General features: G+C 47.8%; 22 protein-coding genes. 19 read left to right on the forward strand and 3 right to left on the reverse strand.

The window, feature by feature from the left end; genetic code table 11:
• Positions 1–68 precede the first annotated feature (68 nt).
• From NKT06_RS05160 to NKT06_RS05200, 10 genes are all read left to right on the forward strand, one after another.
• On the forward strand, positions 69–1,265 hold the full coding sequence (locus NKT06_RS05160) for an ABC transporter substrate-binding protein (RefSeq protein ID WP_367399846.1): 1,197 nt from the start codon (positions 69–71) through the stop codon (positions 1,263–1,265).
• 51 nt (positions 1,266–1,316) lie between these two features.
• Complete coding sequence (locus NKT06_RS31870) at positions 1,317–1,604, forward strand: hypothetical protein (protein ID WP_367399847.1); 288 nt, start codon at positions 1,317–1,319, stop codon at positions 1,602–1,604.
• A 34-nt stretch (positions 1,605–1,638) separates the two neighbouring features.
• A complete protein-coding gene (locus tag NKT06_RS05165) occupies positions 1,639–2,556 on the forward strand; it encodes an ABC transporter permease (protein ID WP_253430845.1) in 918 nt (305 codons plus the stop codon).
• 57 nt (positions 2,557–2,613) lie between these two features.
• The gene (locus NKT06_RS05170) at positions 2,614–3,597 is read left to right on the forward strand and encodes an ABC transporter ATP-binding protein (RefSeq protein WP_253442392.1); all 984 of its coding nucleotides are present in this window, start codon (positions 2,614–2,616) and stop codon (positions 3,595–3,597) included.
• Positions 3,594–4,586, forward strand: a complete 993-nt coding sequence (locus tag NKT06_RS05175) for an ABC transporter ATP-binding protein (protein WP_367399848.1) — start codon at positions 3,594–3,596, stop codon at positions 4,584–4,586. The genes NKT06_RS05170 and NKT06_RS05175 overlap by 4 nt, the downstream gene beginning before the upstream one ends.
• Positions 4,587–4,618: 32 nt before the next feature.
• Positions 4,619–5,974 carry an LLM class flavin-dependent oxidoreductase gene (locus NKT06_RS05180; protein ID WP_253430848.1) on the forward strand — a complete coding sequence of 452 codons (1,356 nt, stop codon included), beginning with the start codon at positions 4,619–4,621 and terminating at the stop codon, positions 5,972–5,974.
• The gene (locus NKT06_RS05185) at positions 5,971–7,293 is read left to right on the forward strand and encodes an LLM class flavin-dependent oxidoreductase (protein WP_253430851.1); all 1,323 of its coding nucleotides are present in this window, start codon (positions 5,971–5,973) and stop codon (positions 7,291–7,293) included. The genes NKT06_RS05180 and NKT06_RS05185 overlap by 4 nt, the downstream gene beginning before the upstream one ends.
• 22 nt (positions 7,294–7,315) lie before the next feature.
• Positions 7,316–7,954, forward strand: a complete 639-nt coding sequence (locus NKT06_RS05190; protein WP_253430854.1) for an RraA family protein — start codon at positions 7,316–7,318, stop codon at positions 7,952–7,954.
• Positions 7,955–8,292: 338 nt separating this feature from the next.
• Positions 8,293–10,101 carry an ABC transporter ATP-binding protein gene (locus NKT06_RS05195; protein ID WP_253430857.1) on the forward strand — a complete coding sequence of 603 codons (1,809 nt, stop codon included), beginning with the start codon at positions 8,293–8,295 and terminating at the stop codon, positions 10,099–10,101.
• Positions 10,082–11,920 (forward strand): ABC transporter ATP-binding protein, encoded by a 1,839-nt coding sequence (locus tag NKT06_RS05200; protein ID WP_253430860.1) that lies wholly within the window; start codon positions 10,082–10,084, stop codon positions 11,918–11,920. Before NKT06_RS05195 ends, NKT06_RS05200 begins: the two co-directional genes overlap by 20 nt.
• Before the next feature lie 713 nt (positions 11,921–12,633).
• Here the strand turns inward: NKT06_RS05200 and NKT06_RS05205 are convergent.
• Positions 12,634–14,625: a DUF4832 domain-containing protein gene (locus tag NKT06_RS05205; RefSeq protein ID WP_253430863.1), complete on the reverse strand. Its 1,992-nt coding sequence runs from the start codon at positions 14,623–14,625 to the stop codon at positions 12,634–12,636.
• A gap of 638 nt (positions 14,626–15,263) precedes the next feature.
• Between NKT06_RS05205 and NKT06_RS05210 the strand changes: the two genes are divergently transcribed.
• From NKT06_RS05210 to NKT06_RS05230, 5 genes are all read left to right on the forward strand, one after another.
• The gene (locus tag NKT06_RS05210; RefSeq protein ID WP_253430866.1) at positions 15,264–16,364 is read left to right on the forward strand and encodes a Gfo/Idh/MocA family protein; all 1,101 of its coding nucleotides are present in this window, start codon (positions 15,264–15,266) and stop codon (positions 16,362–16,364) included.
• Between the two features lie 11 nt (positions 16,365–16,375).
• The gene (locus NKT06_RS05215) at positions 16,376–17,266 is read left to right on the forward strand and encodes a carbohydrate ABC transporter permease (RefSeq protein WP_253430869.1); all 891 of its coding nucleotides are present in this window, start codon (positions 16,376–16,378) and stop codon (positions 17,264–17,266) included.
• A gap of 12 nt (positions 17,267–17,278) precedes the next feature.
• Positions 17,279–18,112: a carbohydrate ABC transporter permease gene (locus NKT06_RS05220; protein ID WP_253430872.1), complete on the forward strand. Its 834-nt coding sequence runs from the start codon at positions 17,279–17,281 to the stop codon at positions 18,110–18,112.
• Between the two features lie 70 nt (positions 18,113–18,182).
• Entirely contained in the window at positions 18,183–19,532 is a 1,350-nt protein-coding gene (locus tag NKT06_RS05225) for an ABC transporter substrate-binding protein (RefSeq protein ID WP_253430875.1), read from the forward strand.
• 305 nt (positions 19,533–19,837) lie between these two features.
• Positions 19,838–20,866: a LacI family DNA-binding transcriptional regulator gene (locus NKT06_RS05230; protein WP_253430878.1), complete on the forward strand. Its 1,029-nt coding sequence runs from the start codon at positions 19,838–19,840 to the stop codon at positions 20,864–20,866.
• Positions 20,867–20,925: 59 nt separating this feature from the next.
• Here the strand turns inward: NKT06_RS05230 and arr are convergent, their stop codons facing one another.
• The gene (arr, locus tag NKT06_RS05235; protein ID WP_253430881.1) at positions 20,926–21,342 is read right to left on the reverse strand and encodes an NAD(+)--rifampin ADP-ribosyltransferase; all 417 of its coding nucleotides are present in this window, start codon (positions 21,340–21,342) and stop codon (positions 20,926–20,928) included.
• 245 nt (positions 21,343–21,587) lie between these two features.
• On the reverse strand, positions 21,588–22,493 hold the full coding sequence (locus NKT06_RS05240; RefSeq protein WP_253430885.1) for an AraC family transcriptional regulator: 906 nt from the start codon (positions 22,491–22,493) through the stop codon (positions 21,588–21,590).
• A 187-nt stretch (positions 22,494–22,680) separates the two neighbouring features.
• Here NKT06_RS05240 and NKT06_RS05245 point away from each other — a divergent pair, with 187 nt between their 5' ends.
• The 4 genes from NKT06_RS05245 (at position 22,681) to NKT06_RS05260 (ending at position 25,730) form a co-directional block, all read left to right on the forward strand.
• A complete protein-coding gene (locus tag NKT06_RS05245) occupies positions 22,681–23,322 on the forward strand; it encodes a carbohydrate-binding family 9-like protein (RefSeq protein ID WP_253430888.1) in 642 nt (213 codons plus the stop codon).
• A gap of 50 nt (positions 23,323–23,372) precedes the next feature.
• Complete coding sequence (locus NKT06_RS05250) at positions 23,373–24,218, forward strand: sugar phosphate isomerase/epimerase family protein (protein WP_253430891.1); 846 nt, start codon at positions 23,373–23,375, stop codon at positions 24,216–24,218.
• A gap of 61 nt (positions 24,219–24,279) precedes the next feature.
• Positions 24,280–25,293 (forward strand): Gfo/Idh/MocA family protein, encoded by a 1,014-nt coding sequence (locus NKT06_RS05255; protein WP_253430894.1) that lies wholly within the window; start codon positions 24,280–24,282, stop codon positions 25,291–25,293.
• A gap of 122 nt (positions 25,294–25,415) precedes the next feature.
• Positions 25,416–25,730 (forward strand): hypothetical protein, encoded by a 315-nt coding sequence (locus tag NKT06_RS05260; RefSeq protein WP_253430897.1) that lies wholly within the window; start codon positions 25,416–25,418, stop codon positions 25,728–25,730.
• The last annotated feature ends 78 nt before the right edge of the window (positions 25,731–25,808 follow it).

Raw genomic sequence — 25,808 nt, forward strand, 5'->3', positions numbered from 1 at the left:
ACCTGTAATAAAACTTGGTATATATTTGATTTTTTGGATCACTCATCAGAGAAAGGCGGATTAAACCGATGCAACGTTTGTATAAATGGCCACTAACCCTGCTCGTATTTCTTTTAGTTATCACCGGGTGTAATAACGCTGCTTCAGTAAGCACCGGCTCGTCTGGCGACGAAAAAGTGCTAACCATCGGCAATACCATTGATAATGTCACGTTTGATGTCCACGATCATGGCAACACACAAACCGAATCCATTCATGTCAATCTGTTTGAGTACCTTGTCAAAAAAGATGCTTCCGACCCCAAAAAGAAGCTGCCGGGTCTCGCCGTTTCTTGGGAAAGAACGGATGATCTGACATGGCACTTTATTCTGAGAGAAGGGGTTATATTCCATAATGGAGACCCGTTCACCGCAGAAGATGTGAAATTCACCCTTGAACGGGCAGCACGCGACAAATCCCTAATCGATTATCCCTCGTACAATATCATTGACCGGGTTGAGATCAAGGATGATTATACCGTTGATATTATAACGAAAGAGCCTGACCCCATCATGCTATCAAGGTTGAGTCGAATAAGTTCCGGCATCTTGCCAGCCAAATATTTTCAGGAAAAAGGCATTGAAGGTTTCAATGCGGCTCCGGTGGGGACAGGACCCTACAAGTTTGATCGGTGGATTAAGGATGACCGGGTTGAACTTGTCAAAAACGAAAACTACTACGCTGGAGAGCCAAAATGGGACAGGGTTATTTTCCGTACAATACCCGAATCCACAACACGTATATCCGAGCTGCTTACGGGTTCGGTTGATATCGCTGTGATTATTCCTCCGGGAGATATCCAGCGGGTCAAGGACAGTGGCAAGACTTATTATACGGATCTGGAGAGTGCCAGAGTCCAAAGCCTGCTGGTGCGTCAGACCCCTGGAACTGTCACCGCAGATCCTAAGGTCAGGGAAGCGATTGAGCTTGCAATCGACAAACAAACATTGGTAGACAGTGTGCTCGAAGGCGCGGGAGTCCCAACTCAAGAAGCAATCGGACCTGGTATTTTGGGATTCAATCCGGACCTGTTTAACACCAATCTTTACGATCCGGATCGTGCCAAGCAATTGCTTGTTGAGGCAGGTTATCCAAACGGAGTTGAGCTGACGCTCAGCAGTCCGACTAGCACCAAAGAGGTCGCAGAGGCCATCGCCGCCTATCTGACAGAGGCTAATTTTAAAGTGAATCTTGAAATTCTGGAGCAGACGCAGTACAAGCAGTGAGACAATTCCAACACGTTTAAGGAACTGGCCCTGCAAGGCAAAGGCAATTCCATGTTCGAGGCCCCGCTTCAATTGGAAGTGTTCAAATCGGATAACGCTAAAGGACAAACGGACTATAACAATCCTGAAGTCGATGAACTCCTGACCGAAGCCTCTGTGAATCTGGACGACCAAAAAAGGGAAGTTCAGTACCAGAAGGTGCAATCCATTCTGGCGGAAGAGCGTCCGAGAATCTTTCTGTATCAGAATAAATTCAATTATGGAGTGGGCAACAGGATAGACTTTACTCCACGTGCGGATGAGATGTTCTTCGCAGAAGACATTACCCTGAAAGAATAGGTAACAACGTAAAGAGGGATTGGAGGGGATGGATATGGCAAAATCCATTCAGACAGAAGCTTCACTGGTTATGCCGGCTCACTCATCCCATGAGGAACCGCTACAACGTAGAGGTAACTGGAGGAACTTGTTCCAGAGTAAGACCGGGGTTGTGGGCCTGGTCCTGCTTCTGATAATCATATTGCTATCACTCGCTGCACCTTATATTGCGCCACATGACGCGTCAAAGGCAAATATTGCACAAAAGCTTCTTCCCCCTGCTTGGGCAGAAGGCGGAACTTGGGAATACGTCCTAGGTACCGATGGGCTGGGCCGTGATATTTGGAGTCGGATTTTATATGGATCACAGGTCTCACTAATTGTCGGTTTTAGTGCCGTAATCATATCAGGACTCATCGGTATCGTGCTTGGTCTTTTGGCTGGGTACTACGGTTCGTGGATTGATGCAATCATTATGCGAGTGACAGATGCTTTTGTCGCCATTCCTACTATTTTGTTCATGATGCTGTTCATGTTCGTACTTGGGGAAGGGATAGGGACTCTAATCTTTGTCATCGGGATCACAGGCTGGGTGAGCTATACCCGATTGGTCCGAAGTGAGGTACTGAGTGTACGAGAGCGTGATTATGTACGTGCCGCCCGCGTTAGTGGTGCCAAAACACTTCGAATTATAGGGGTTCATATCCTGCCCAATATTAGTTCCTCTATTATTGTCATTGCTACGATTAATGTAGGCAGAGTCATTATATCGGAAGCCGCTTTGAGCTTTCTTGGATTGGGCATTCAGCCGCCAGCCGTATCATGGGGAGGCATGCTCAGCGACGGGAGGCAATACCTGGCTACAAGCTGGTGGGTAGCTACACTTCCGGGACTGGCCATTACCATCACGGTACTGGCGATCATTTTTGTCGGAGATTGGTTACGTGACTGGCTAGACCCTAAATTGAAATAGGCTGTTTGGCGGAGTGGCTCGTCAAAAATTCAGATTCGAGGTGATGTGTCTATGTCTATGCCCGAAATGCTGCTGAAAGTGAAGGATCTCCAAACCTCTTTCAGAACCAGGGAGGGGGTCATTCCTGCAGTCAACCGGGTTTCTTTTGAAATAGGGAGAGGTGAAACACTTTGTATTGTCGGTGAATCGGGTTCAGGCAAAAGTGTAACCTCACTGTCGATTATCGGGCTTCTTGATTCACCAAGCAAAGTGGTTACCGGTGAAATCAAGTTAAAAGGGCGCAATCTCCTTACCTTGAGCAAAAGGGAAATGAGGAAAATTCGTGGCAGCGAAATTTCCATGATCTTTCAGGAACCGATGACTTCGCTCAATCCTGTATTTACGATTGGCAGCCAAATTGCAGAGTCACTCCGGACGCATACGGGGTTGAAGCGAAGCGAGGCCAAGGCTAGGAGCATCGAATTATTAAAAATTGTTGGCATTGCACACCCGGAAAAGGCATATCACTATTTTCCCCATCAGCTATCCGGAGGAATGAGGCAGCGAGTGATGATCGCATCCGCATTATCCTGTAATCCAAGTCTGCTCATCGCAGATGAACCTACAACAGCTTTGGATGTTACCGTTCAGGCTCAGATTCTTGAAGTGATCAAAGACCTGAGCAACAAGCTGAATACGGGTGTGATCCTCATAACGCATGATCTTGGGATCGTTGCTGAAATGGCGGATCGGGTCATCGTAATGTATGCAGGGGAAATTGTAGAAGAGGCACGGGTTGAGGATCTGTTCGATCGTCCGCTTCATCCTTATACTTCCGGCCTGTTAAAGTCGCTGCCCCAGATTCATATCGATCAGGAAGAGCTCTTTTCCATCAAGGGCACGGTTCCAAACCTGCAGGAGCTTCCCCCCGGATGCGCCTTTCAGTCTAGATGCTCGTTCGCAACAAGCAGGTGCGGAACAGAGAAACCGGAACTTGAGTGGATTGAGGCAGGTCATAAGGCGAGATGCTTTTATCCGCTGACTCAGGGAGGGATAAGGTGAAAAGTGCATTGCTCGAAAATCATAAAGAACCATTATTGAAGGTACAGGGACTGAAAAAATATTATCCCTACAGAACGGGATGGATGGGTGCAAAGAAGGGGCACATTCAGGCCGTTGACGACCTCAGCTTCGTTGTGCACAAGGGAGAAACGCTTGGCATTGTAGGAGAATCGGGTTGTGGCAAATCGACGTTGGGGCAGCTGATACTTCAATTAGAGGAGCCGACGGAAGGAGAAGTATGGTTTGCGGACCAAAGGCTAACGGGCATGAGCGAGAAGAAGCTTGGCAGCATACGTTCAGACTTGCAATTAATTTTTCAGGACCCCTATTCTTCATTGAATCCAAGGCTTAAGGTCAGGGATATTATTGCAGAGCCGTTTCGTATCCATGGTCTGCCAAAGGGAGAGTCTTTAGGAATCAGAGTTGCGGAATTGATGGAAACGGTTGGTCTGGCTAAGCATCACTTGGATCGGTATCCACATGAATTCAGCGGTGGACAACGGCAACGAATCAGCATTGCCAGAGCGCTGGCATTAAGACCCAAGCTCATCGTATGCGATGAAGCTGTATCAGCACTGGATGCATCGATTCAGGCACAGATCCTTAACTTGCTCAGGCAGCTTCGGAGAGAGCAAGGGATCACATTTATTTTTATTGCTCACGGTTTAGCCTCCGTCAAATTTGTCAGCGATAAAATCGCAGTCATGTATCTTGGCAAAATTGTAGAGATGGCTGACAAAAATGATTTGTTCAGCCACCCAAGGCATCCATACACCCAATCCCTGCTGTCAGCGATACCTGTATCGCATCCAAGGGATAAAAAGCAGCGAATCGTGCTGCAGGGGGATGTCCCAAGCCCATCGAACCCACCCCGAGGCTGCAGATTTCATACAAGATGTCCGATAGCGCAGGAAATTTGCCGGAATCAGTCCCCTGAACTCAGTGAACTCACAGCAGGTCACATGGTATCGTGTCACTTTCCTTTATAAACATTATATGAAAGCTGAGGTGAGGCAAACCAATGAACAGGAACCGCCAGATGATATTGAATTTTTTCATGAATAGCACAGGCTTTCACGAAACGGCTTGGAGATTGCCTTCGGCTGAGCCAGAAGGCGTCACTTCATTTTCGCTGTACAAAAAAATGGCCCTGATCGCTGAGCAGGCCAAATTCCACACCGTATTTTTGGCCGACGCCTACGAACTTGGAGAGAATATGAAACATCAGGCACTTAGTCGTCTGGAACCGTATACCCTTTTATCCGCATTGGCAGGGGTTACTGAACGAATCGGTCTTGTAGCAACGGTATCCACTTCTTATACAGAGCCTTATCACACGGCCAGACTGTTCGCTTCCCTGGACCATCTAAGCGGCGGCCGGGCGGGCTGGAATATCGTGACAACGGGGATTGGGAACACACATCTTAATTTTGGCCGTAAAGAAAATTATGAGCACAACGAGCGTTACCAGCGTGCCTTGGAGTTTGTTCAGTTAACCACCAAACTATGGGACAGCTGGGAAGACGATGCGCTCAAGTTTGACAAGGCTCGGGGCTTGTATGCGGATGTGGAGCGTATTCATGCGGTGAGGCATCAAAGTGAAATTTTCTCGGTGGAAGGTCCCTTGAATCTGCCGCGTCCACCGCAGGGATACCCGGTTTTGGCCCAGGCAGGTTCTTCGGAGGATGGCAAGGAGCTGGCGGCGCGTATCGGAGAATTGATATACACAGCCCAGCAGACATTGGCAGACGCCCAGGCATTTTATGCCGACGTCAAGTCACGGGTAGAAAAATACGGACGCCATCCGGATGATGTAAAGATCGTTCCGGGATTTAGCGTAGTCGTGGGCGCAACCGAATCGGAAGCAAAAGAAAAAGAGGCCGAGCTGCGGGAGTCCATTATTCCTGAACTGGGATTGTACCGGCTCTCCAAGCGGCTGAAGGTGGATCTGTCTTCTTATCCGCTTGACGGGCCTGTGCCTGAGCTTCCCGATCCTGCAACCATTAATGAAAACCGTAGCCGGTTTGAGTTGATGAAAAATATGATCGAATCCGAAAACCTTACTATCCGTCAGCTGATCGAAAGGGTGTCTGGAGGCAATGGGCACCGCACTTTTGCCGGTACGGCTGAGCAGGTGGCAGACGAAATGGAAGAGTGGTTCACTAACGGGGCATGTGATGGCTTTGTCATCCGGCCGCAGGCACTCCCTTCAGGCCTTGAGGATTTTGCCAGATTGGTAATTCCTGAGCTGCAGCGCAGAGGATTGTTTCACACGGAGTATCGCGGAAATACGCTTCGAGAGAATCTCGGACTTGCCCGTCCGGCCAATTCGTTTTCGGTTCGAAGTAAGCGGGATAAGGGGGTGCAGTTGATATGAGCAGGGGAAGAAAACTGAAGCTGGGGTTATTCGTGCAAGGTGCGGGCCATCATGTGGCGGGCTGGCGTCACCCTAAGGCGCAATCCGGAAGCGAAAATTTTGATTTGATCAAGCAGGTTGCGCAAAAGGCGGAGCAGGCAAAGCTGGATATGATCTTTTTCGCGGATGGACTTACGACTTCCGCAAGCAGTCCGGCCTCCGTTGTGACGCGTTTTGAGCCGATTACACTATTGGCGGCGCTGTCTACGGTAACCCAGCAGATTGGTTTGGCCGTTACGGCTTCCACGACGTATTACGATCCGTTCAATCTCGCCCGCCTTATCGCGTCGGTGGACAAGCTGAGCGGGGGCCGGGTAGCGTGGAATGTAGTGACTACGTCTACCCCGGAAGCAGCCCAAAATTTCTCTAACACAGCGCATCTGGAGCACCACTTGCGTTATGATCGTGCGGCTGAATTCGTCGAGGTCGTTAAGGGACTTTGGGACAGTTGGGAACAGGACCCTTACATTGTAAACAAGGAGACAGGTGAGTATATCGACCAAAGCAAAGTGCACGAGTTGAATCATACAGGCAAGTATTTTGCTGTTAAAGGTCCATTAAGTGTGACCCAGAGTCGGCAAGGTCATCCCGTCATCATTCAGGCGGGGTCATCGGGACCAGGGCAAGAGCTGGCTGCGCGGATTGGAGAAGTAGTGTTTACAGCGCAACAGTCGTATGCAGATGCCCAAGCATTTTACGCTAGCCTTAAGGGAGGTCTTCGGAAGTATGGCCGCTCTCCGGAACACCTGCATATTCTTCCCGGTTTGTTCCCCGTCATCGGCAACACGGAAAAGGAAGCCAAGGAAAAGTATGAGGAACTTCAGCATTTCATCGATGATTCCCGAGCCTATGCGACGTTGGAGGAACGTTTCCAATATGATCTTAGCAGTTACTCCCTTGATGATCCAATACCGGATATTCCAGAGTCAGATGGTCGCAAGAGCAGACCTCAACTCCTAATGAAGCTTGCCAGGGAAAAAGGACTTACCCTGCGTCAGCTGTACCGTGAGGTTGCGGGAGCACGCGGGCACCGCATTGTGGTGGGCACTGCAAACCAGTTGGCTGACCATATCCAGAAATGGTTTGAAGGTTATGCTGCGGACGGCTTCAATATCATGCCTCCTTTTCTGCCAGACGGGTTTGATGACTTTGTTCAGGGAGTTATACCGGAGCTACAGAATCGCGGATTATTCCGAACCGAATACGAAGGCAGCACGCTTCGGGAACATCTCGGTTTACCTGTGCCCCAAAACCGCCATTCCATTGTTCCCACCCCATAAATTATTTGAGGAGAGAAGAATCATGTCTGATATCGAGGTAAAGAACATTTTCCTTGGATTGCCAACGACCTGTATTTCAGATGTATTAGGGGGATTGACCAATCTGGATTATGCAATCAAACCGATCGATCCCCAACACAGGATCGTTGGGAGGGCCTTTACGGTGAGTATTCCCGCAGGAGATAATCTTACCGTTCTGCAGGGAATTCGGGAAGCCCAGCCAGGTGACGTGCTGGTGATTGCAGCTCAGGGCGATACTCGCCGGGCTGTTGCAGGGGACTTCGTTGCAGGGCTGGCCCAAACCTTCGGACTTCAGGGGATGATCGTTGACGGCGTCATCCGGGATATTGAAGGGATTCGCAACCTGAATTTTCCCGTTTTCAGCCGAGGCACAACAACGGCATCATCCAATAAGTACGGGGGTGGGCATACGAATGTTCCGGTCTCGGCAGGAGGGACAAATATCCGGCCCGGTGACTGGATCATTGGAGACATCGACGGCGTTGTGGCCGTTCCTAGTGAACAAGTACATGATGTCGCAAAGGCTGCCAGGAAGAAGTTAATTCAGGACGAAGAACGCAGTAGCGGCATCCAAAGGGATAAAATCTTGGCGAAAATGTATATAGATAACTTGTTGGGGGCAATTCCTCAATCCAATTAATAATGTTAATACAGCAGCTATTAGCTGTCTGAGAACTAAACGTAATTGCTTAAAAGGTCGCCAATCGGCGGCTTTTTTGCTTTTTTCTCCCTGGTCAGGGCGTTCTGTATTTTGTATTTGGGCAAACTAAGGGAAAATATGCATGGCACCCTGTCCATTTCAGGTTAATAATAAGAAGGAAAGTAAGATATTAGCGATTTGATGATTCAAAATACGATATAATAAGCGTATTGTATACGTGAAATTTTACATAGATTTAAAGAAAGAGAATAACGGAGCTGATGGTAAGAACGTGGTGTAGGATCGCCTGAACGATGCTCCGAGCCGGAGGAATGCTTATGATCAAGCTGTTGTACTACTTGAAGAAGTACCGAGTTGCCGCGATTGCAGCCCTGGTCATGATGTTAATTGAGCTTGCGGTGGAGCTGGCTCAGCCTTATCTGATCTCCAAGATCATTGATAACGGTATTCAGCAGGGAAACCTGTCTGTCGTCTGGTTGTGGGGCGGTGTGCTGGTTGGCAGTGCTGTCGTGGCTTTTGCTGCCGGAATTGCCAGTTCGTTCTTTGCATCCCATGCAAGCCTGGGGTTTGGATACGATCTGCGCGAGAAGTTGTATGACAAAGTGCAAACGTTCTCTTATGCCGTCTTTAACCGGTTCGCGACATCGTCCCTGATTACCCGTTTAACGGGGGATGTGACCCAGGTACAGGACACCGTCTTCATGAGTCTGCGCTTCATGACACGTGTACCGCTGGTGGTCATTGGCAGCATGATTATGGCAGTAATCGTGAATCCGAGGTTGGGTTTGCTGCTGGTTGTCATGGTGCCGATACTGCTCATTGTTGTGGTGTGGATGATTAAAAAGGCAGCGTTGCTGTTCCGCAATGTGCAGCGCAGACTGGATGCCGTCAATGGAGTCATCCAGGAGAATCTGACAGGCATTCGGCTAATCCGCGTCTTCGTGCGGATGGGCCATGAGATCGAACGCTTTGCCGGATTCAGCGGCAAGCTGATGAAAGGCACAATCTCCGCGCTGCGCCTGACGGAGACCACGATGCCGTTCATGCTGCTGATGATGAACGGTTGTATTATCGCCGTGCTCTGGTTTGGAAGAGTCGACATCGCTTCCGGTAATGCAACTGTAGGTGAAGTGGTCGCTGTGATTAACTACCTGCTTCGCACCATTGGTGCCATGTCTGCGTTGTCATGGATTCTGGTAACCTTCTCGAGAGCAAGCGCTTCGGCGCAACGGCTGAATGAAGTGTTCAATACAGAGGACACGTCGGAGACTGAACAGACGAAGTCGTTATCAACGTCTGCATCATCTACTGGATCTGTGAAATCTTCACATTTTCCGCAATCTGTATACCCGGCGAAAAAACAGCGTAATGTGAAGGGTGCAGTGGAATTCCGCAGTGTAGGCTTCAGTTATCCGAATAGTGAAATTACAGTACTGGATAACATCACATTCACTGCAAAAGCGGGGGAGCGTATTGCTATTATGGGTGCAACGGGCTCAGGCAAATCCTCGCTGGTGCAGCTTATTCCCCGGTTATACACAGAGGATCAAGGAAAGGTACGGATTGATGGTGCCGATGCATCAGAGCTGGATCTGTCCATGCTGCGTGGTGCGATTGGTTATGTTCCTCAGGAGGTTGTCCTGTTTACCGGTTCCATACGGGAGAATATTGCCTGGGGTCAGGAAGATGCTACCTTGGATGAGATCGTGGAAGCCGCGAAGCGCGCGCAGATCCATGAAACGATTGAGAATTTACCAAACGGTTATGATACATTGCTGGGTCAACGGGGAGTGAATCTCTCCGGTGGACAGAAGCAGCGACTTTCCATTGCACGAGCGCTGGTACGTAGACCAAGAATTCTGATTTTGGACGATAGCACGAGCGCACTTGATGTGGCCACAGAAGGCAGATTGTTGGATGCATTGGAAGAATTGTCGTGTACCACGTTTATCATCACCCAGAAGATCAGTTCGACCACTTCGGCGGACCTGATTCTGCTGCTTGATGATGGACAACTCATTGGGCAAGGGAAACATGAAGACCTGATGGAATCGTCAGAGCTGTATCGTCGAATTCATGAATCACAATACGGGGAGGGTGCACAGCATGTTCAAAGCATTCATTGAGCCTTTCCGTCAGCCACCACCGCCGATTGATCCGGAGACGTTACGATCAGGCAGTGGTCGCAAGCCCAAGGCACGGGCGAAGAACTGGTCCGGTACGCTAGGTCGGATCTGGACCTATCTGGCACGGCGCAAAGTTAAGCTGTCCATGGTACTGTTGATGGTGTTAGCTAGCTCCGCACTTGCTTTGCTTGGCCCCTACATGGTAGGGGTGGCCGTGGATGATTTCATCGCGGGGGAAGCCGGCGCAAGCTGGACGCGGTTTCTGATTGGATTAACCGCAGTGTACGTCTTGTTCTCTCTTACATCCTGGTTACAAAACATATGGATGATTGAGATTGCACAGGAAACTGTGTTCCGCATGCGGTATGATCTGTTCTCCCATCTGCACAAGCTGCCGATTCCATTCTTCGGTAAACGACAGCAGGGGGAGATTATGAGTCGAGTGACCAATGATATCGAGAATGTCAGCGGTACGCTGAACAGCTCAGCCATCCAGATTTTTTCGAGTGTATTAACACTACTTGGGACATTTGGCGTTATGCTGTGGCTCAGCCCGCTATTGACACTGCTTACCTTTATCGTTGTGCCGTTGATGGCCATTGGTATGCGTTGGATTACGCGCAGAACGGGACCACTCTTCAAGGAGCGGCAGCGCAATCTGGGTGAACTTAACGGTTATATTGAAGAGACTTTATCCGGGCAAAAGATCATTAAGGCATTCTCCCAAGAGGAGCGGGTGATTCGCGGTTTTGAGGAACGGAATACCCGCATCCGGATTTCCGGTTTTTGGGCACAGACGATCTCCGGATTTATTCCAAAACTGATGAATGGATTGAACAACCTGAGCTTTGCGATTGTGGCGGGCATCGGTGGTATTCTGGCGATTCAGGGTTCGGTTACAGTCGGGGTGATTATTATCTTTGTGGAATATGCCCGTCAATTCACCCGTCCCCTGAATGATCTGGCGAACCAGTGGAATACGTTATTGTCCGCAATTGCGGGAGCTGAGCGCGTATTCGAGGTGCTGGACGAAGATGAGGAAGCGAAGGACGAAGGGGCAGCGGTATCTCTGGATAAGGTGGAGGGAGCCGTTCGTTTCGACAAGGTATCCTTTGGATACGATGAAGGACGTAACATTTTGCATGACATCAGCTTTGAAGCCAAACCGGGTGAGATGATCGCTCTTGTAGGTCCGACCGGAGCGGGGAAAACAACATTGATTCAGCTGTTATCCCGTTTCTATGATCCGACAGGTGGCACATTGACGGTAGATGGTCGCGATATGACCACCATTCGGCGTGAGAATCTGCGGTCTCATATGGCGTTTGTGCTTCAGGATTCATTCCTGTTTCAGGGTACGATCCGGGAAAATATTCGGTTTGGCCGTCTGGACGCAACGGATGAAGAGGTGGAAGCAGCCTCCCGGCTGGCGAATGCCCATTCCTTCATTGTGCGAATGAAGGACGGGTACGACAAAGTGCTCCAGGCTGATGGGAGCGGCATTAGTCAGGGGCAGAAACAATTACTCGCCATTGCCCGGGCAATCTTGGCAGATCCATCTATACTCGTACTGGACGAAGCGACGAGCAGTATTGATACCGTCACAGAGATCAAAATTCAGGAAGGGCTGCAACGTCTCATGCAGGGACGAACCAGCTTTGTCATTGCTCACAGGCTGAACACGATCCGTCAGGCCGACCGAATTCTGGTGCTGAAGGATGGGCATCTGCTGGAGCAAGGCTCGCATGACGCGCTGCTGGAACAAGGTGGTTTCTACAGCGAGCTGTATTACAGCCAGTTGCGTAAGAAGGCGCAATAGGGCAATAAATAAAGCGCAATAAGGTGAAGTAAGGGCTAAGTGAAGGCAACGTAACGAAGGAACACAGGAATTGGTCCTGCTGACGATCCCTTTGCGCTCAAGTTTGGAAATGACTTCAGCAGTACCTTTTATTCTGGTGAGGACGTTAACGTGGACAAGGCTCAATATTGACAAAAGGATTGGAGACCCGGACGGGGCCCCAATCCTTTTTTTTATATGTGCGACAACTTTAACGAACATGCCAGACGCTATTTGGCGAAATTCAAAGGTTGTGAGATTCTAACGAACCACAGAGATGTTATTGACCTGAAGGAGCGTATTTGAAGCTGATGCTAGCCTGAAAATTTGAATATAAGGTTTATGGTGTTCGTTACATTTTGAGATCATGCCCAAAACCCTCGAATAAGGAGCCTCATATTCGTTAGCGTTCGGACCTACCTGCGAGTTGCCCTTGCCGGATGCTGAAACTGAGGAAATAATTGTAGTAGCTAAAAGGGGGAATTGAAGGAAAGCGAGCTGCGAGCCATCGGGGAGTTGGTCACTCGTGCAATCAAAGGAAGAGCAGGAAGGAGGGCATGAGGGTTATGCCTTCTTTCCTGCTCTTGTAATTTACACGTACAATGGCGAATGCACTGACGAATGCACCGACGAGTGCACTGACAAATGTACTGACAAATGCATCGCATTATACAACGCGGCATCTGAACCTGACATTACTTTGTTACACTGCTCAGCTTAAATGCTCCGTCCGTCAGCTTATTCGTATTGGCGAAGTCCACGCCAGGCTGAGTGGTTGATGGATCGATGATCGCAATCGCGATATCATAGGTGCCAGCAGCAAGACCGGAGACAGAAATGGAGTCGGTCAAGGTGTAGGTACCCGTTTTCCATGTGGTCAGATTAACGTTTGTAGTTTTCTTCGCAACAACGGTATTACCGCTGCGGAGTTGAATCTCAACCGGCCAAGCAAACGGGAAATGCTGTACGCCTTTATTTTCCACTTTAATCGTTGTGGTAAACGTGCTTCCGCTAATGGTGGATGGATGCGATATTTCCTTCACGACAAAGTGGTAACCCATTCGTTTCTTGAGTGCATCAATATTGGCCTGTAATGCATGATTCAGAGGAAGCGAAGCAGGAGAATTCGGTCCCAGCCAGCTTGGTTTACTGAGCTCCGTTTGACGCAGCGTTTCCGTGAAGCCGCTACCGGTGGTTAATGCCGCAAGCATGCCGGAAGCACCTCCGTAAAATTCACCACCAGAGATTCGGGTTTCCCAGAAGTTCGGGTGTCCTGGTTGCTGCTGGCCGATGTCATCCCAATAGCCATTCTGGGTGCCCGTGTACCAACCCCAATCCGCATCGAAGCTGTCTTTGTGTCCAAACACATCGTTGAACATGCCCATGACCATGCCTTTATTGTTGGTTTTCGCCAAGGCGATACTGCGGCGGATCAGAACCTGCATTTTGTCCTCTTTGCCAGCAAAGGCATCAATGTAATGCTGAACATACTTGTTCGAGATGTCATTGGTAGGGAAAGCGCCTGTGTAATTGGTTTCACCATTGGGTCCAACATAAGGCCACGTATGGAACTCGCCCCAGTGTCCGAGGGAACCGATCTGGACAAAAGCAACTGGACGATCATTGGTATTGTACCTTGCTGCAATAGCTTCAATCGCTAACTTGTGCCGTTCTTGCAGATAAGTGGAGTTGTAGTTGGGAGAGAAGCCCATGTTGTTGCCTGTACCCATGCCTCCGGTTGTATCGTTGTATACGGTTCCGGGTGATTCTCCACGGGCAACCATGTCATTGTAGAGCCAGTCGGGAATATCCCGATGAGCCTGTCCTGTCGGGCTGTCCAGAATGAAGCGAAACACCACTTTGACGCCTTTACTTTTCCAGTAAGCAAAATTATTGGTGGCTTCAATTGCACTAAAATCATATGTGCCTTTGGTGGACTCTAACTCCTTCCAGGTTACGCCGGCATATACGAGCCTGTGTGGCTGTGCATATGTCGTGCTCTTGGCCGAAGGCGCCCAGCCTTTGAATGGATTGTTGAGTGGGCTGTCGAGCTCTACAGGATTCACCACGGTATTGTTCCCCGTACCCCCACCCGATCCAGACGAGGTCAGGAGATAAGCGGGCAGTGTTTGTCCAGCTGCGGGCAGTCTGGATGTATCCGAGCTGTTATCGATATACCCGACTCGCACTGTACTGCCTGCACTGATTTGCAGTGTCGAGAGAGGAATAGCAACTTCGATGATGGAGGAGCTACGGTAGAATTGTGAGCTGGTTAATGTGCTGTTGAAATTCCAGCTCCAGTCGGTCCCGCTGCCGCCATAACGGTATAATCCCGTATTTTCAAGGAGCCACTCCACACCTGTAGTCCCCCAGCCCGCAGCCTGGTAACCGGTTGAAGTATTGTTATCGGTGTTAATCCAGAAGTTGCCCATCGCCGTACTCAGACCTGAGCCTTGAACGAGGAGATAGAGGTTGGTCCCATCATTCGTTACTTTGAGCGTCTGGGCTGTGCCACTATTGGTCGTGAGAGCACTAACGCTGCTCCAGTCGCTCACATTGCCATCAATGGTGATGGTTGCAGCAGAGGCTTTGGGTAAGGCTTCCGTAGGCAAAAGCAAGGTTATCATGAGGACAAAAGCCAAAAACAGTCCAAAACTCCTCTTACTTCGATCAAATAATCTTGTCATGGTATACCTCCTGAATAATGGATAATGGATGATAACTCGTTCTGTCACACCTGCATGTCATGAGGGAAAGTTAAGGAAACTCAACTCCTTTCGAATCCGCATGGAGCGGCACGATAATGACGTTGTATGTAAGAATCATGGTAGTAAGTGAGGATAAACAACTGAAAAGATGAGGAAATCAGTTTGCGGCAAATATAAAATGTGATATTAGTTCTTGAATTCTGCGCCTAAATTGCATTATAGGTGATGAATAAAGGAGATTCAACAGATTTTTTTCCAGAATTTATTGAGTTTTCTATTGAAAATAAGAGTGTCCCATTGAAAAATGAACAGAAATTTTTATAAGTTTAATGTTATTTTTGCCGCAACAAAAATAGAATTACATTAAATTATATGACATAGAAGTAAAAATGTAAACGCTTAAGTTACGATGAATCTAGATGTAAATAGTTTATTTGTATACAAAAAATCTTAAAAATATGTTGCGGCAAAATAATTAAAAAATTAGCCAAAACCAATTGACAAGCAAATAAAACTATTTTACTATCGTTACATAGTCATCGTCTTGTTAGATTTCTTTACATCGAATTGGTGTCAGGGCATTTGCCGCAAATTTACGAGCAACGGAGAGTGTAAGCATGGAGAAGATAAAAATGGCTTTTATCGGTGTAGGAGACATGGGGTCACATCATTGCATTGGTTTTGATTTGCTCGAAGAGAGTGAGGTTCGTTATATCTGTGATATGAATGAGGCCAATGTGGCACGTACACTGGCTGAACTTAAAAACAGTAACCCCACTATAGTTAGTGATTATCATGAACTGCTTGCCAAGGAAGATTTGGATGCGGTGGTCATCAGTGTGCCGAACTATCTGCATCGTGAAGTAGCGGTCGCTTTTTTGGAAGCTGGCAAGCATGTATTTCTGGAGAAACCGGTCGCCCATACCATTGAGGACTGTGATGCCATTATAGAAGCGGCGGAAGCCTCGGGACGGGTATTGCAGATCGGATTGGTTTATCGGTATTCGAATCTGTATCGCCGAATGGAGAAGGAATTGGAGAACGGCCGTCTTGGTGATGTGAAATTGATGTGGTGCAAAGAATTCCGAGACCCGTTCCCACCTGCGGATTGGTTCTATGACAAAACCAAGTCCGGGGGAGCGATTGTAGAGAAGGATTGTCATCACTTCGATATTTTCAACTGGATGATCCAGGCGAAGCCTGTCCGCGTGTTTGCCTCTGGAGGCCAGCATGTCATGAAACAAGGAGAGCGCAATCGGATTCAGAATTCATACAGTCACTATCCGACAAAAGAAATCTCGGATACCTCCATCGTCGACCATGCCTTTATCACCATTGATTATGATAACGGCAGCAAGGCCAATCTGGGCCTGTGCATGTATCTGAAACCGCGCAATCTGATGGGAGAAGGGCTTGAGATTGGCCTGATCGGAGAGAACGGCGGTCAGATGGTGGCTCGGAATGACAAGACGATTGATATCGTTGGTGGGAAAGACTGGACGAAAGATCATCTGGAGATTGATGTGACGTCGGATTCCATTATGGGCGGTCATACGGGCGGACAGACTCAGCGTATTGATTTTCTGAAATGTGTACAGGAAGGCAAGCAGCCTTTTGCGAGTGCACAGGTTGGTCGTAACGCGTTGCTTATTGCCCTGGCGGCAGAGAAATCCATTTTGGAAGAACGGTATGTCTATTTAGAAGAAATTTCAGGCTGAGGGGTGTCATCATGAACAGGTTGAGAAAATATGACACGCTGCTGTTCTTTCTCTTCATTTTGCCTTGGATCATTGGATTTATCACCTTTTTTCTGATTCCTTTTGGAACCTCGGTATTCTATGCCTTTACGGATGCCAGACTTCCTGGAGCGACTAACTTTAACTTTGTCGGGATCGATAATTTTACACACATGATGGACGATCCCGTCTTCTTGAAAAGTCTGCTGAACACGATGTATTTTGTAGTATTTGGTGTTCCGATTGTAACAGCAGGCATGCTTGGTCTGGCGATGCTACTTAATTTTAATGTCAAAGGAATTGCCTTGTTCCGCACCTTCTTCTATTTGCCGACCCTGGTGCCGATTGTGGCAACGGTCATAATCTGGCGGCTGGTATTCAACTCCGAATTTGGCATCTTGAACGCTGGACTTGGCGCACTTGGTATAGGCAAAGTGGACTGGATTGGCGGAGAACATACGATTAAGCCGGTCATCATCATGCTTCAGGTCTGGATCTCCGGCAGTGGGGTACTGATCTTCCTGGCTGCACTGAAGAATGTACCCAGACATTTGTATGAAGCGGCAGCCATCGATGGTGCCAGCGGGGTTCGCCGATTTTTCCAGATTACGCTACCGATGATCAGTCCTTCCATTCTGTTTGTCATCATTATTCAGACCATGTATAACTTTCAGATGTTTACGGAAGCACTCCTGTTATCCAAGGGTGGTCCAAACTACTCCGCCTATACATTTGTCTACAATATCTACAAGTCGGCCTTTACCGATCTGAAATTCAGCATGGCGATGACACAGTCCATTTTCCTGTTCGCCGTGATCTCACTTGTCACCCTGATCCTGATGAAATTATCGAACCGCTTTGTGTATTACGAGGGAGAACGATAGGAGGAGAGTTACATGAATAGCCGAAAAATAGCGGTAAAAACGTCCCAATATACGTTGCTAATCGCAGCGTTAATGCTATTCGCAGGGCCTCTTGTATGGATGCTCTCGACCATGCTGAAAACCAAAGCGGAAACGTATAAGGTACCTCCAACCATCCTGCCAGACACATTCAGTCTGGAAGCCTTTGAACGGTTGTTCGCTGTACAGCCGATGATGTGGCAGTGGATTCAAAACTCATTGTTCATTTCCTTTTTTGTTGCAGCGGGAGCGGTGGTGTCCAGTTCACTTGTCGCTTACGGTTTCTCTCGCTTTGCAAATAGATACCGGAATATGTTGTTCCCGGTTGTACTCGTTACGTTGATGATTCCCCCATCCATTATGATGATTCCCTCGTACGTCCTATTTTCCAAGTTAAACTGGATTGACACCTGGTTGCCGCTCATTGTGCCGGCCTGGCTCGGAGGCGCCTATTATATCTTCCTGTTTCGTCAATTCTTCATGACCATTCCCCAGGAGCTGGATGAAGCTACATATCTGGATGGCGGCAATCGCTGGACGGTATATGCACGAGTAATTATGCCGCTGTCCAAACCCATTATTATGACAACCATCATTTTTGCCTTTGTGAATTCCTGGCTCGATTTTCTGGGGCCCTTCCTGTATATCAAAAATGCAGAAATGTTCACCCTGAGCGTAGGTTTGCAGCTCCTGATTGGTCAGACGAGCCAGGATCTGCCGGCACTTGCGGCGGGAGCATTCATCAGTATTGTTCCGATTGGCCTGCTATATCTGTTTGCACAACGTTATATCGTTGAGGGGGTGGTGCTCACGGGCACCAAAGGGTAGAGAGGCTGCCTGCTTTCCGTTTTTCGGGTGAACAGGACTTATTGATATAACTTAAAGGGGAGCTGTGTATATGAGAGCGAAGAGCAAACGGTTATTCAATGTGTGGGCACTTGTACTTGCAACAATGGTGATCATCAGTGGATGTGCGAATGGAGGATCGTCGGAAAATGCCAACTCTGGAGATTCCGGAAGCAGTGAAGGCTCAGGCGAGCCGGTAACCATCACGTACTCACAATGGGGGACGGCAGAAGAGCTTCATCGTACACAGGAACTGCTGGATCAGTTCATGAAGGCCAATAGCAATATTGAGGTCAAATTGGAAGGCAAGGATTGGGGCAGTTACTGGGACGGACTGACAGCGAATGCGGCGGGGGGTACACTTCCGGACGTGTTCAAAACAAGTTATGCATACGTGGAGAAATACGCCGAACTGGGTATTTTCAAGGAATTGGATGGCTTGCTGGCGGAAAATCAGTTTGATCTGAACAATGTGGACAAAAGTCTGCTGGGTCTCCACCAGTATCAGGGTAAACAAGTATCCTTACCGATCGATGCCAACGTCATCGTATGGTATTACAACAAAGCGATCTTTGAGAATGAAACCACGAATCCTCATGATGCTCCCGTTCCTTCGCTTGAGCCCACATGGGATGAAATTACCGATATTGCAACCAAGCTGACGCTGGATAAGAACGGGAAAAGCGCAGACGAAGCGGGTTTTGATGCCGGAAACATCAAGCAGTGGGGCTTGTCCATTTCACCAGGATCAACGATGGATTGGTTTCTGGAGCCGGAACTGTGGTCCAATGGTGCGAAGCTGGTGAATGATGATGGTTCCCTTGCGCTTGAGACACCTGAAGCGATGGAAGTGCTGAACTATTTTATAGATTTGACCAAAAATAAAAAGATCAACACCACACCTGCACAGATTGAAGGTTTAGGTGGACAGGTGAATCTTGCGATTACGACTTCCAAAGTAGCCATGAATCCGGGTGGCAGCTGGAATACAACCAACTACCAGGAGGCTGGCGTAGATTATGGTATCTCCTATTTGCCAAAATTCAAAACCAACCAAACCGTTGTTCAGCCGGCAGGTCTTGCGATCAGTTCCAACACCAAACATGAAGAGGCAGCATACAAGCTGCTTGCCTGGCTTGCGGGTCCGGATGGACAGACTGAACTTGCAAAGCAAGGATATTCCATTCCGGCTAACAAGGCCGCAGCGGATGCTTATATCGCCACTGTAGGTGAAGATAATAAAATCTTCCTGGATGCGCAGCAGTATGGCATTGTATCCCCATTTACAACCAAGAAAACCGATCTGGTCTGGACATACGGCGAGCAATCACTCAAACTTCCGCTTGCCGGAGATGGTGATCTGAACGCAGCGCTTAAGGATTTGGCCTCCAAGATGCAATAAGCAGATAAAGAGGTGAAAATGCGTCATATGTTTTGTTAAAAAGGGTTAAAATTGCGGCAGTTATGGGGGACAGCAAGCTCCCTGACTGCCGTTATTATGTTACAGAGACTGTGTTCTTTGTTGTAGGGGGCGGTTGGCAAGGAAATGAAGGGGGTGTCTTGTTGGTCGATGCATCGTATCGCATTGACTTCTGGTCAGTAGAAATATAGAATTATATTTGCCGCAAATTTGTGTTTTCAGAGATGAAATTGCCCCAATACGAATGGGGTTTAAATACATAGTTAGAGGAAAGGTGGGGACTTCACATGGCAAAATTGAAGGATATTGCAGACCGGGTTGGTGTATCGATCTCTACCGTTTCGCGCGTGATGAAGAACGATGTCAATCGATCGGTCAGCGATGAAACCCGCAAAAAGATCTGGGACACCGCTGAGGAGCTGGGTTATCGCTCACAGCGTCCGGCCAAGAAAAAGAAGATTGAACCTAAAACGGCTTATGCAATTGGTTGTGTGGTCGCCATTCCGCAGAACAAATACAACAGTCCTTATTTTTCAGTCATTATGGAAGGTATTGAGAAGCAGCTTGCTGAAGCGGGCATGCGGCTGGAATTTGTGTATAGCATCGAGAACGATGGAGATACCGTACAATTGCAATCTCTGGTGAAGGAACATCGGATTGATGGCATGATTGTAGTGGAACGAATTGACCCGGAAGCTTATCGCTGGCTCAAAGCCAATGTACGGACTGTTGTTGGAGTGGACATTACGGACCCGGACATTCCAGTCGTTGGTTATGACCGTGAAGAGGCGGCGAGAGAGGCCACGAATCATCTGATTGAGCAAGGACATCGGATCATTGCCTACATTGGCGGTGCGGAGTACAAGAATGATTTTCGTGAGGAAAAACGTTTCCTTGGTTACCAACGTGCGATGAATGGTGCGGGATTAACGATTGATGATCACTGGGTCATTGATGTGAAATGGGATGTTTCACTGAGTTATGAATTGACCAAGCAGGCATTTACCAATAATGCGAATAGACCTACAGCCATTTTTGCCGCCAGTGATATGATGGCCATTGCAGCCATGCGCGCTGCAACAGAACAGGGACTCCGCATCCCGGAGGATATCGCCTTTTTCGGGGTGGATAATATTGAAATATCCGAATTCACCTCTCCGCCATTATCGACCATCCATGTACCCAAGCTGGAGATGGGCATGTTCGCGGTTAAGCAGCTGCTCGATTATCTGGATCATCAATATGATGTGGCTGTCAAAATGATCGTTCCGTACCGCTGCATATTCCGCCAATCTTCCAATGGCAAAATGGAATAGCTTTCAACCAAAGGGTTCCCTTGTCCAAGTTGGACGAAGGGGACTTTTGGTTTAAGAGATTAATCGTAGATCACATTTTTCCCTTCTTCACTTAATTTCTTTAAAGAGGAGAGCATATGATTGATCTCTTCATCGGAGTGTCTTTCCCATGAAGCTAATTCCGCTACTATTTTTAGAGGTGATTTAGATCGATATGAGCGTGTTGGGTTGCCGGGGAATCGTTGATCCGTTAAGTTAGGATCATTTTCAAAATCTCCTAATGGTTCAACAATGTAAATTCTTTCTTTGGCATTCGTTTTTGCTAATTCAGCACCCCACTTGGCAGCATTTAATGTTCCCGTAAAGTAAATATGGTTAGATTTTTTATCTTGGTAGTTGGATAGGTATTGCGGTTCCAATAAATCTCCAATGTTCAGTTCTGCTTTAGTGCCATGAAAAAAGGGTCCATGATCTAAGAGATTTTTTGGGTCATTCATACGGATGCACCTCTTTTTTTAGATTTGTATTTAGCAGTATAGTGTAGGAATCGCCAAAAAAACAGTCTATAAAAAACATGAAAATAACGTTACAATAGAAGTAGAGAGAATGATATTGAGCGGAAATTACATATATAGGCTGAATTAAAGGGTATGGTTTGGCACGGAAAAATGAACTATTTATGTTGTTAGCGATATTTCAAAAAGCAAGGAGCAGACTGCACATTGGCAGTCTGCTCCTTTTTTTACAGCATTCTGGACAACTTCCGGTATTCCCGGGGGGAAATGCCTTCATATTTGCGGAACATGCGGCTGAAATAATGAATGTCCGGGTAACCGCTTTGTACACCGACCGCCTCAATGGAATGATCGGTTTCCCGCAGCAACTTACGTGCCTCGCTCAGACGGATGGATTGAATGTATTCATTGGGCGGCATGCCCGCAATCTGTTTGAACAATTTGGCCATGTGATCCACACTCAGGTTTAATTGTTTGGCGATGCCCGAATTGGTCCACGGATTGGAAGGGGCGCCCTCTATATGTTTCATGACTTCAAGCAGCTTCTCTCCGTGTACCGAATCATGGCGTGGGGAGCTTCGCCAGGATGAACGCAGCAGATGGGTCAATATCTGAAGCATCAAGGCTTTGCATACCAGTTCATATCCCGGTGGGCGCATCGTAAATTCATGTACCAATTGTTCCATAAGCTGCACGGTAGCTGGAGAAGGGGTATAGGTCGGGTTGAAGGATAGCGGCGTCATGCCTTCTGCGCAAGCTTCCACTGCGAATTTATGATGCAGAACAGTCTCTTCGTTCACAACCATATCGGCCTCGGTCTGAATGGTCAATTCGTTGAAGAAATCAAAATGAATGCCAATGAAACGTGCTTCCGGGCTGGAAACCACCTCATTCTGATGATAGACACCGGCAGGCAGCAAGATTAGCTGACCTGCCTTCAGAATATAGTGTTTATTGTTCATATAAGTTGCAGCTTCGCCTTGAGAGACGTACAGAAGTTCAAAATCATACAAACGCCGCTTTGCCAGCTTTCCGGGAGGAAGGCTCTGGAATTGAGCATAATGCACGTTGGGGGACCATTCCTTGTAAGTGACGGTTCGTTGCAGAGGATATATCGCTTGTTGCAGAGACATAAGTTCCATCTCCTTTTTCAATGAGATTGGGCCAAATAGATCTAATGAAAACTGAACGGAATTGTGCAAATAATCTCTTTATCTCCTAAATAAATAATCACGTAATTTATTTATAATATATGTATTATCACATGTTCTTACGAGAGAGACAACATCACGGATTAAGCTAAAAAAGGAGAGGATGGACATGAACTCTCTCCCGGTGGAACGGAGCACGAGTTATCGCTGCGAACGACTCAGGTCCGTTGCACAGAATGGATTTCTCACGGCTGCGGATTGGGAGCGATGTGTTCCAGTGGAACTGGTGGACACGGTAACAGGCAGACCACCTCATCAATCTACAGAAGTTCGTTTTGGCTGGAGTCCCGAATACTTGCATATTCGCTTTGTATGCCAGGATGATCACGTCGTATCTGATTTCACGGAAAGGAATCAGCCATTGTATGAGCAGGATGTAGTTGAACTGTTCATTGATGAACAGGGTGATGGCAGGAACTACATGGAACTTGAGATCAGTCCGCACAACGTGATATTTGATGCACTCATTCATAATAACGACGAAGGTTCAGCATTCCAGGCAGATGTAACCTGGCAGCTGGAGGGGTTGCAAACGTCTGTAGAGGTGGATCTTCAGGGCCATCGGGTGTATCTGATCCATATTCCTGCCAGTAACTTCCAGCCCCCCCTGACTAAAGGGGTGTGCTGGAGGGTCAACGTGTACCGTATTGATGAGAATGTGCAGGGAGATCGGGAGTATCAGGCATGGCAGCCCACGGGGGCTGTAAACTTTCATTTGCCTGCCCGGTTTGGTTATTTTCAATTGGGATAGCTGTGCATCACTGAAGAACAGGTTTGTATATTTTGAAGGAGGGTATTCGGATGAAAAAAGGGATTAATATATGGTCGTTTCCAGGAGATGCCTCTATTACGGATTGTATTCAGACGGCGAAGCAAGCTGGCTTTGAGGGGATTGAACTATCGCTTAATGGAGAAGGTGAACTGAGTCTGTCTGCCACAGATCAGGAGGTTCGTGATATTCAGGGACGTCTGGAGGAAGCTGAACTCGAAATCGCGGGACTTGCAACCGGGTTGTACTGGGATTACCCGATGACGAGCGCCCGCCCGGAGATTCGCACGAAAGCACTGGATGTGTGTAAAAAACAGTTGGAGCTTGCCGCGACATTTGGTGTGGATACCATTCTGGTCATTCCGGGTGCGGTTGGTGTGGATTTCGTTCCAGACAGTGAAGTGACGGATTATGAAGTTGCTTACGAACGGGCGCAAGAAGCCCTTGCGCACCTGCTGCCGTATGCGAAAAGTGCAGGCGTATCCATTGGCATTGAGAACGTATGGAACAAGTTTTTGGTATCACCGTTAGAACTGCGTGCCTTTATTGATTCTTTTGGCTCAGAGTATATAGGTTCGTATTTCGATGTGGGCAATGTCGTACAGAACGGTTACCCGGAGCAGTGGGTTCGCATTCTGGGTCATCGGATCAAAAAGGTGCACTTCAAGGATTACCGTCGTCAAGCGGGAGGGCTTCATGGATTTGTGGATTTGCTGGCTGGAGATGTGAATTATCCGGCGGTGATGCAGGCATTACAGGCTATTGGTTACGACAACTACGTGACTGCGGAGATGATTCCGCCTTACGCTCATCATTCGAAGCAGATCATATTCAATACATCCAAAGCGATGGATGCCATTCTTGGGCGTTCTCAGTAATAAATTCGGATAACAACGTTTATTGGAGTGTTCATTCTATTTTGATATGGGAGGTAGAAATATGTTAAAAGTGGGATTGATCGGTTTTGGGTTTATGGGACGTATGCATTTTGACAACTATGTACGCCTTGCCTCTGAAGGGGAACCCGTGGAATTGGTAGCCATCTGCGATCTGAGAATAGAGGAATTGAAGCACGGTAAAGCAGCCGGTAATATGGCAACAGAGCAAGAGGTATATGATCTCACACCTTATCGTTTGTACGACAATATCGACGCGATGCTGGAGCAAGAGGAACTGGATATCATTGATATTACGCTGCCCACACCATTGCATGCTGAATTAACATGTTCCTTGCTGGAGAAAGGTTATCATGTACTGTGTGAGAAACCGGTTGCGCGCCATTCGGCGGAAGGCTGGAAGATGGCAGAAGCCGCCAAAGCGACAGGAAAAACACTGATGATTGGGCAATGTTTACGCTTCTGGCCAGCCTATGCCTATCTAAAATCCGTAGTAGAAGATGGTCGTTATGGAGCGGTCAACGCAGGTTATTTCTTCCGCGGTTCGGGTTTGCCTCAAGAGTGGTTCCTGGATGGGGAGAAAAGCGGGGGCTGCATATTAGATATGCACATTCATGATGCGGATATTATTCACTGGGTGTTTGGCAAACCGGATCAAGTATCCACGCTCGCTCGTAATGTTATTCCGGGAAGCGGCTATGATACCGTGTCTACCAATTATGTGTACCCTGATGGAAAAGTGCTGAATGCCCAAGCCGACTGGACGCTGGGGGGAGACTACGGTTTCTCCATGACGTATCGGGTTAATTTGGAGCAGGGGAATCTGGTCTTTGAGAATGGTGAGCTGAAAGTAAATCCGAACGATGCTCCCGGCTTTGTCGCTGAGCTGTCACCCGACTCGGGATATTATCACCAACTTAAATATTTTATCCAGTCTGTTCAAGCGGGCACGCCTGTATCTGTATGTACACCAGAGAGTGCAACAGGCACGCTTGAGTTAATTGAAGCCGAGATACGTTCAGCAGATGAGCGTGGCACCTTGGTTACAGTAAAGTAGGAGCGGATTGAGAAGTTCTACAGCTTGATATCGTTAATTTTCTGGAAAATACAACCATGACGGTATGTCACAACGTGGATATACTGGGATGAGATTGTTTTTCCGGGAGGCTGCCGTCTGTTTTGAAAAATCAAAAAGTTGCACATTGGCTTATTCTTTTCAATGGCGCATACGCGATTACGCTTTTACCTTATCCATTTTTTCTGTTGATGAGTCTGTATACGTATGCCAACAGTCAATCGAGTGAACAGGTTGGGTTGGAAGATATCACTGCGAATCTGTTAGCGACGTATCCAATCGGTGTGTTAGCATCGTTTGTCTGCTGGATTTTCTACCATGTTTATAAATTCAAGTGGGCCATTGTGACTGCAAATCTGTTTTTAATTTGGTTGGTTCCACTTGTGACCATTGTAATTATTTCTAGTACCATATCGTAAAAATGAAGAAGGGGCTGTCCCTGTCATGAATATGACGGGACGCCCCTTTTAAGCATCAGTGTAATGACTCGTCGCCTC

Origin of the sequence: Paenibacillus sp. 1781tsa1 (assembly GCF_024159265.1) — a bacterium.
GTDB lineage: Bacteria > Bacillota > Bacilli > Paenibacillales > Paenibacillaceae > Paenibacillus.

What these genes read in the sequence shown, in the direction of transcription:
- NKT06_RS05160 (WP_367399846.1), top strand. Translation starts at nt 69, where the DNA reads ATGCAACGTTTGTATAAATGGCCACTAACCCTGCTCGTATTTCTTTTA.
- NKT06_RS31870 (WP_367399847.1), top strand. Translation starts at nt 1,317, where the DNA reads ATGTTCGAGGCCCCGCTTCAATTGGAAGTGTTCAAATCGGATAACGCT.
- NKT06_RS05165 (WP_253430845.1), top strand. Translation starts at nt 1,639, where the DNA reads ATGGCAAAATCCATTCAGACAGAAGCTTCACTGGTTATGCCGGCTCAC.
- NKT06_RS05170 (WP_253442392.1), top strand. Translation starts at nt 2,614, where the DNA reads ATGCCCGAAATGCTGCTGAAAGTGAAGGATCTCCAAACCTCTTTCAGA.
- NKT06_RS05180 (WP_253430848.1), top strand. Translation starts at nt 4,619, where the DNA reads ATGAACAGGAACCGCCAGATGATATTGAATTTTTTCATGAATAGCACA.
- NKT06_RS05185 (WP_253430851.1), top strand. Translation starts at nt 5,971, where the DNA reads ATGAGCAGGGGAAGAAAACTGAAGCTGGGGTTATTCGTGCAAGGTGCG.
- NKT06_RS05190 (WP_253430854.1), top strand. Translation starts at nt 7,316, where the DNA reads ATGTCTGATATCGAGGTAAAGAACATTTTCCTTGGATTGCCAACGACC.
- NKT06_RS05195 (WP_253430857.1), top strand. Translation starts at nt 8,293, where the DNA reads ATGATCAAGCTGTTGTACTACTTGAAGAAGTACCGAGTTGCCGCGATT.
- NKT06_RS05200 (WP_253430860.1), top strand. Translation starts at nt 10,082, where the DNA reads ATGTTCAAAGCATTCATTGAGCCTTTCCGTCAGCCACCACCGCCGATT.
- NKT06_RS05205 (WP_253430863.1), bottom strand. Translation starts at nt 14,625, where the DNA reads ATGACAAGATTATTTGATCGAAGTAAGAGGAGTTTTGGACTGTTTTTG.
- NKT06_RS05210 (WP_253430866.1), top strand. Translation starts at nt 15,264, where the DNA reads ATGGAGAAGATAAAAATGGCTTTTATCGGTGTAGGAGACATGGGGTCA.
- NKT06_RS05215 (WP_253430869.1), top strand. Translation starts at nt 16,376, where the DNA reads ATGAACAGGTTGAGAAAATATGACACGCTGCTGTTCTTTCTCTTCATT.
- NKT06_RS05220 (WP_253430872.1), top strand. Translation starts at nt 17,279, where the DNA reads ATGAATAGCCGAAAAATAGCGGTAAAAACGTCCCAATATACGTTGCTA.
- NKT06_RS05225 (WP_253430875.1), top strand. Translation starts at nt 18,183, where the DNA reads ATGAGAGCGAAGAGCAAACGGTTATTCAATGTGTGGGCACTTGTACTT.
- NKT06_RS05230 (WP_253430878.1), top strand. Translation starts at nt 19,838, where the DNA reads ATGGCAAAATTGAAGGATATTGCAGACCGGGTTGGTGTATCGATCTCT.
- arr (WP_253430881.1), bottom strand. Translation starts at nt 21,342, where the DNA reads ATGAATGACCCAAAAAATCTCTTAGATCATGGACCCTTTTTTCATGGC.
- NKT06_RS05240 (WP_253430885.1), bottom strand. Translation starts at nt 22,493, where the DNA reads ATGTCTCTGCAACAAGCGATATATCCTCTGCAACGAACCGTCACTTAC.
- NKT06_RS05245 (WP_253430888.1), top strand. Translation starts at nt 22,681, where the DNA reads ATGAACTCTCTCCCGGTGGAACGGAGCACGAGTTATCGCTGCGAACGA.
- NKT06_RS05250 (WP_253430891.1), top strand. Translation starts at nt 23,373, where the DNA reads ATGAAAAAAGGGATTAATATATGGTCGTTTCCAGGAGATGCCTCTATT.
- NKT06_RS05255 (WP_253430894.1), top strand. Translation starts at nt 24,280, where the DNA reads ATGTTAAAAGTGGGATTGATCGGTTTTGGGTTTATGGGACGTATGCAT.